This window comes from bacterium (assembly GCA_040753085.1).
Classification (GTDB): domain Bacteria; phylum UBA9089; class JASEGY01; order JASEGY01; family JASEGY01; genus JASEGY01.
Window position 1 is genome coordinate 20777 of sequence record JBFMHI010000025.1, and the last position, 6833, is coordinate 27609.

General features: G+C 44.4%; 3 protein-coding genes. 2 read left to right on the plus strand and 1 reads right to left on the minus strand.

Features of this window, described 5'->3' with window-relative positions:
• The first annotated feature begins 145 nt into the window (after nucleotides 1-145).
• Nucleotides 146-2158, plus strand: a complete 2013-nt coding sequence (locus tag AB1797_04690) for a FecR domain-containing protein (protein MEW5766909.1) — start codon at nucleotides 146-148, stop codon at nucleotides 2156-2158.
• A 422-nt stretch (nucleotides 2159-2580) separates the two neighbouring features.
• Nucleotides 2581-5382 (plus strand): CHASE2 domain-containing protein, encoded by a 2802-nt coding sequence (locus tag AB1797_04695; protein MEW5766910.1) that lies wholly within the window; start codon nucleotides 2581-2583, stop codon nucleotides 5380-5382.
• Nucleotides 5383-5444: 62 nt separating this feature from the next.
• Here the strand turns inward: AB1797_04695 and panB are convergent, their stop codons facing one another.
• On the minus strand, nucleotides 5445-6254 hold the full coding sequence (panB, locus tag AB1797_04700) for a 3-methyl-2-oxobutanoate hydroxymethyltransferase (GenBank protein MEW5766911.1): 810 nt from the start codon (nucleotides 6252-6254) through the stop codon (nucleotides 5445-5447).
• Nucleotides 6255-6833 lie beyond the last annotated feature (579 nt).

The window sequence follows — 6833 nt, forward strand, 5'->3', positions numbered from 1 at the left end:
GGGTATTGATCATCGTTTCGGCCCTTTACGGATTAATCTCGAATCTCGAATTGCAAATCGCGAATCTATCTTTTAATTCGCGATTCGCGATTTGCAATTCGAGATTCGAGATGATCATCGCCTAAGGAAGGGGGTTGTATTTATTATGTTAAACGTTAAAAGAGCCATTAGAATCATTTCCCTAATGACTGCTTTTAGTATTCTCCTGATGGGTATCCCTGCCCTGGCTGCGGAAGAGGGAATGATCTTTGTGGTGGCACCAGGTGATTGTCTTACTAAGATCATCAAAAGTCATTATGGTCGGATCACCTCTAAACTTATTGCTAAGGTAAAAGAGTCTAATCCAGAAATAAAAGATATTAATCTTATCTATGTGGGGCAAAAGATATTACTTCCCTCCGCGCATCCCAGGATGGCGGCTGCTGTTACCTCATCACCGTCGAAATCAAAAGAAGATACCAGGTTAGCCTCTCTTCCTCCGACTGATATTAAAGAGATTAAAGAGGGATTTTGTTATATCAAGAAAATGAGTGGAGCCGTTAAAATTCAACGGGCTAATGTTCCGGTTTGGATTCCGGTTGACGGGAAACAAGTTCTCTTACAAAAGGGGGATAAGATTAAATCAGGTAAAAATTCGTGGGTAGAGGTTACTTTGAAAGACGGTTCCACTTATCGATTGGGAGAGCATTCAGATGCCGAAATAAAAGAGATTTCGAAGGGTGAAGCGGGTCGGTTTCGCATTGGGATTACCTTAGGAAAGATTTGGGCTACGGTTAAAAGACTGGCCGAAGGCAAAAAATTTGAGGTGGCTACGCCGGCTGCGGTAGCTGGAGTCAGGGGAACAAAATTCAAGGTGGAGGTCGCCAAGGATGGTCAAACGAGGGTCACTGTTCACGAAGGGGTAGTAAATGTTAAAACCTCGAAAGAGGAAGTAGATGTTAACGCCGGTTATGAAGTGGTCGCTTTCCTTAAAGGCAACTTAACTGATGTTAATCCTTTGACCTTAGATTTGTGGGATGAGTGGAATAAGAAGAGAGATTCCGAGCTGATTATTATTGACCGGGCGGCCGCAGAAGGAGATAAGGACAGTCTTAAGATAGCGGCGGTAAAAGAGAAAACAAGTTATGCTGATTTAGTCAAGGCTAAAGAAAAAAGGGCGGTGACAGCGGATGTCACCTTCTTTGAGACATTGGAGGAAGCTAAGGCCTCTGATGCCGATCGAATTATCATTCCGGAAGAGAATAAAGAAGAAGATACTCTTAAGGTAGCGGCGGTAAAAGAAAAGCTGAGTTATACTGATTTAGTCAAGACTAAGGAAAAGAGGGCGGTGACAGGGGATGTCACCTTCTTTGAGACATTGGAGGAAGCTAAGGCCTCTGATGCCGATCGAATTATCATTCCGGGAGAAGAAGGAGAAGAGACTCTCAAGATAGCGGCGGTAAAAGAGAAGGTGAGTCCGGCCGATTTAATCAAGGCTGAGGAAAAGAGAGCGGTGCCAGGGGAGGTCACCCTCTTTGAGACATTGGAGGAAGCTAAGGCCTCTGATGCCGAGCAAATTATCATTCCCAAAGAGGATAAAGGAGAAGAGACCCTCAAGATAGCAGCGGTAAAAGAGAAGATAAGTTATGCTGATTTAGTCAAGGCTAAGGAAGAGAGGGCGGTGACAGCGGATGTATCATTCTTTAAGACATTGGATGAAGCCAGCGCTTCTGATGCCGAGCAAATTATCATTCCAGGCGAAGAGAAAGGGAGCGGGTCCAGACTTAGGATCCTTTCTACCAAAGAGGGTGAAGAACTTAAGATCGCTACTGCCTCGCCTCCAGCCGGTATGATTGCCCCCCTAAAGATTGAAAAACTCTTAGCCAACGTAGATGAGAAGGGAGACTTTCCACCAACCCTAATCATCGGCAAACCATTAATAAAACCCCTTGATTATGTTACTCATCAGCGCACCTTTGAATTGACCGGTATTACCGATAATAATGCTATTGTCACCATAAATAATGTTCCGGCTAAGGTCGAGAACGACGGAACCTTTAAAGGGATAGTAAAATTGAAAAAAGGAGATAATAAGATTACCTTGGTAGCCACAGGTCCCACGGGCAATACTACCATTGCTACCAGGACCGTAGCCCTGCTGGAAGATGAGCGCCAGTAGGTGAGGGACTTGGGATTGCGGAGGCGAATAAAGAATCCCTAATCCCCTGAGTGAGGATTTTCCTAAAGGACTATAGGGAAGAGAGATCTTCCTTATAGTCCTTTTTTGCAGAGGTAGCCGTGTCTGGTAAAAGGAGCCCAGTTGTCCCGGCGGTGAATGTAACTATTTAGCCACGAATTGACACTAATGAACACGAATGAAGAGAAAATTCTGTATAAAGATTTGTCTTACAAGATGGTTGGATTGGCAATGAAAGTACAGAGTAAACTACGAAAGATTGGTTAATTAGATTTTTTGTATTATTCGTGTAAATTTGTGTTTATTCGTGGCTGAATAGTTACGCGGTGAATATGCCCACAGGCGAGACGTCTGGGCTACATTATCAGACACCAGACTACCAGTCACCAGCGAGGTCTTAACCGTTGACCAGAAGAATCCTTAGACAAAAGACGGACCGGTTTTGGGGGATAAAGATTTGCCTTCCCATAGCCCTTATTATCTCCATCGTTTTCCTTTTGGGATGGTTTGAACCTCTTGAAAACATGGGGATTGATCTTCGCTTCAGGCTGCGGGGGCCAGTTTACCCCAAGAGTGATATTGTTATTGTGGCTATAGATACAGTTAGCCTGAAACACCTGGGATGCTGGCCATGGTCAAGGAGATACCATGCCCGGCTTATTGATGGGCTTTCTAAGGCCCAGGCCAAGGTAATCGGCCTTGATTTGCACTTTATTGAGGAAGATAAAAGGGATCCTCTAAGTGATGCGGCTTTTGTCACCTCGGCCACCAGGTCAGGTAATATTGTTTACCCGGTCTTCTTTGATCGGCCTCAGACAGGTTCGGAGGAAAAGGAGGTCTGTTTAAAGCCGCTTCCTCCCTTACAGGAAACGGCTCTTGGCCTTGGACATATTGAAGTTGAACCTTCCCTGGACGGAATTCTTCGTAAGGTTAACCTGGTCAGACCCGTTGCAGAGGAAGGATTTCTTTCTTTCGGATTAGAAATAGTCAGGACGGCCATGGACATCCCTTTACTTGATCTTCAGTCTCCTCGCGGCAATACCTTTCTCCTGGGACCATTAGCCATCCCTATGGATGATAAAGGCCGTATGTTCATCAACTACTCCGGTGGACAGCATACCTTCAAGACCTTCTCTTATTCCGATGTCTTGGAAGAACGTGTTCCTCTCTCTGAATTTACAGGTAAGATTGTCCTGGTTGGAATTACCGCTAAGGGGATTTCAGACGAGTTTATGACCCCCTTCTCCGACCAGAGCAATCCTATGCCTGGCGTGGAAATCCACGCCAATATCATCCGAACCATTATCGAACAGGATTACATCAAACGGGCAGATAGATTAACCATTGCCCTCCTTACTCTGATATTAGGGATTAGCTTGAGTTTTATCTTTCAGAGGTTGAGTCCGAGAAAGGATATTATCTTAGCCCTCTTTTTACTTCTACTTTTAGTGGCGAGTTCCATCACTGCCTTTAACTACAATGAAATCTGGATTGATACTATACCCTTTGCCCTTCTTATTGGACTTTCCTGGGCAGGCATAACCTTAAAAGAGATTACAGTAGCTAACCGGGCTTTAGATGAAGAGGTAACCAGGCTTTCTCAAACTTTTCGGGTCAGGGGAAAGAATCTTTTGGCCGTAGAAATTGAAGAAACTCCCCGGCAGATGCTTTCTTCTCTCCAAAGGTTCTTTAATTTTAAAGCAGTTATCCTTTTCCTTCCTGATGAGCGGGGGAAAGGATTGGCGCCTCGATTTAGCTCGGGTCTAGAACTTGAGTCAATAAAATATAACTTGAAATTAGCCGAAACTATGGTGGGCAGGGTAGCTCAACAAAGAGAATTAGAGGTCTTTGAAGGACAGGATCAGCCCTTCGAGTTACCCGAAATAGCTGCCAGCGCCTATTTGCCGGCTATCATTAGAGACAGATGCGTCGGCGTCCTGGTCCTTTGCGCTCAAAAGGCGGATATCTTTAGTCAACGCAACCTTAATCTACTGCGTATCATTGCCAATCAACTTGCCCAAGTTATTGAAACAAAAAGAGGTTATGAAGCCCTATCCATTTCTTCGATTGGTCCGCTGAATATCCCTTCATCTGAAAAAATAATCCAAAAAGTTGAAGCCCTTACTTCCATCTATAATTCTATTATCCTTGATAGAATTATGATAGATAATATACTCAATGATATCACCGATGGGATTATGGTAGCCAATTGTTTTGGAGTGATTACTTGCGCTAATCCTCAATTTAAAAATCTGTTCAGCCTTTCTAATGAAAAGGTTGAATTAAATATTATTGATCTGATTAAGAAATTTGGTCTCTATAGCCGGGAGGAATTGTTGGAAGAGTTCTCCAGGGTTGTGACTGATAATCGAGTTCTTTCCCTTGATTTGGAACTGCCGGAAAAGAAGAAGAGCTATAATCTAAGTTTAGCCTCTTTTAAAGATACCTGGGAAAGAGTAATAGGACTGGTTGGTGTCCTCCACGATGTAACTTATTTAAAGGAAATTTCTCAGGCTAAATCCGAATTTGTGGCCACTGTTTCTCACGAACTCAGGACCCCCTTAACCTCGATTAAGGGATCTTTGGAACTCCTTTTAAGAGAAATGTCAAGGGGGGAGATATACGGAGATAAGTCTGAATTCATTGAAATTGGGTTGAGGAACGTCAATAGGTTGTCCAAGTTAGTGGATGACATCCTTGACCTATCCAAGATAGAGGCAGGCAAGATAAAGATAAGATTAGAGAAAGCCAGCCTTCCTACCATGGTCAAATATGCTATTTCAGAAATGAAGGTTCTGGCTGATGAGCACAAGATTACTATTAATACCTCTATTCCCCAGTTCCTTTCACCGGTTTTAGCTGATGTTGATAGAATAAATCAGGTCCTGATTAATTTACTCAGTAACGCTATTAAATTTTCCCGGAGGGGTGGCAGGGTGAATATTGAAGCCAAAGAGGAACCCCAATGGGTTGAGGTTAGAGTGGTCGATACCGGTATAGGCATTCCCATGGAGGAAATGTCCAAGATCTTTAATAAATTTCAAATGGTGAACGTCCCTTATAATAAGGCCGTAAAGGGAACAGGGCTTGGTCTGGCTATCTGCAAGACTATTATTACTGAACATGGGGGACGGATATGGGGGGAAAGCTCAGTCGGTAACGGCTCTGCCTTCTGCTTTACCCTGCAGAAGGCTGGTGATCAGTAATCGGTAATCAGTAGCTGAAGCTATAGCACTTATTAATCAAGGTCTGACCCTACTATTCGCTATTACTTGTAGCTTTCCTCCAAACTGGGGAATTTGCTTTCCCTTACGTCTGAAATATACCCTTTGATCGCCTTGGAAATAAGGGGGTTTAAGTTGACATACTGCCGCACAAACTTAGGATGAATCCGGTCGTAGAGACCAAGGAGATCATGCAGGACAAGAACCTGACCATCACAGTAGGCCCCGGCTCCAATACCGATGGTGGGCATACCGATATCCTGAGTTATCTGCTGGGCCAGCGGCCAGGGAACGCACTCTATTACCAGGGCAAAGGCCCCGGCCGCCGAAAGGGCGAAGGCATCGGCCCTGAGTTTTTTGGCCGCACCCTTATCCCGTCCCTGGACCTTGTAACCACCTAACTGGTGAATTGACTGCGGGGTGAGGCCAATATGTCCCATAACCGGTATCCCTGCCCTGACGATGGCAGAAATCGTCTCGCTTATCTCACTCCCACCTTCCATTTTAACCGCTTCAGCTCCTCCCTTTTTGATTAATCGTCCTGCATTCAAAACAGCCTGAGATACCTCAACTTCATAGGAGAGAAAGGGCATATCAGCCACCACCAGGGCCCGGCTTGTCCCCCGCTTAACTGCTTGGGTGTGGTAAATTATCTCCTCGATGGTTACCGGTAGAGTATTCTCATACCCTAAAACGACCATCCCCAGAGAATCTCCTACCAGGATAATATCTATCCCGGCCTCATCCAATAATCTGGCTGTAGGGTAATCATAGGCCGTCAGCATAGTGATCTTTTCCCCAGCCGATTTCATTTGAAGCAGCTTGGTGGTGGTTACCTTACCTGATGTCTGCATGTCTTTTGATATTTTCTCTGTGCCTCGGTGGCAAAAATTCGACTTTCTGGGACGGTTCAAAATCATCCATTTTCTTGTGAAACTTTAGGCGCGGTTAACCTTCCGCAGAAGTAGGGTGGACATTACCCACCAATCTGTTCGCCATCTACGCCTTTTTGGTGGGCGGTGCCCACCCTACCTCTCAGCCGCAAGCTTTCACAGTAAAGTGAACCATCCCGACTTTCTGCCTAACCATTTGTAAGTGTTCATTCCCCTTCGTGTCTTCGTGCCTTGGTGGCTGAACGGTTACACCGTCTTTTATAATATCAGAAGCAGTTCAGGAAGTCAAGGAAAATATAAAAGAGAGCGACTCTGAAAATTTAACTTGACATGTTAAATATTGAGGGTTAGAATGTTGGTAACTACTCAAAACTAAGTTAAGCAGTTAGTTGGGAGACAAAGCAAAATTCCCTCTCCCTTGAGGGGCTTATCCTTACCCACATCTTTTAAAAACCACGAAGAACACGAAGGGCACGAAGATAAAACAAATCTTTTAATCCCATCTTTAAATAATTTTTCGACCTGTGAAATAGGTCTAAT

Coding starts and splice junctions, on each gene's coding strand:
- AB1797_04690 (MEW5766909.1), top strand. CDS start 146: ATGTTAAACGTTAAAAGAGCCATTAGAATCATTTCCCTAATGACTGCT.
- panB (MEW5766911.1), bottom strand. CDS start 6,254: ATGCAGACATCAGGTAAGGTAACCACCACCAAGCTGCTTCAAATGAAA.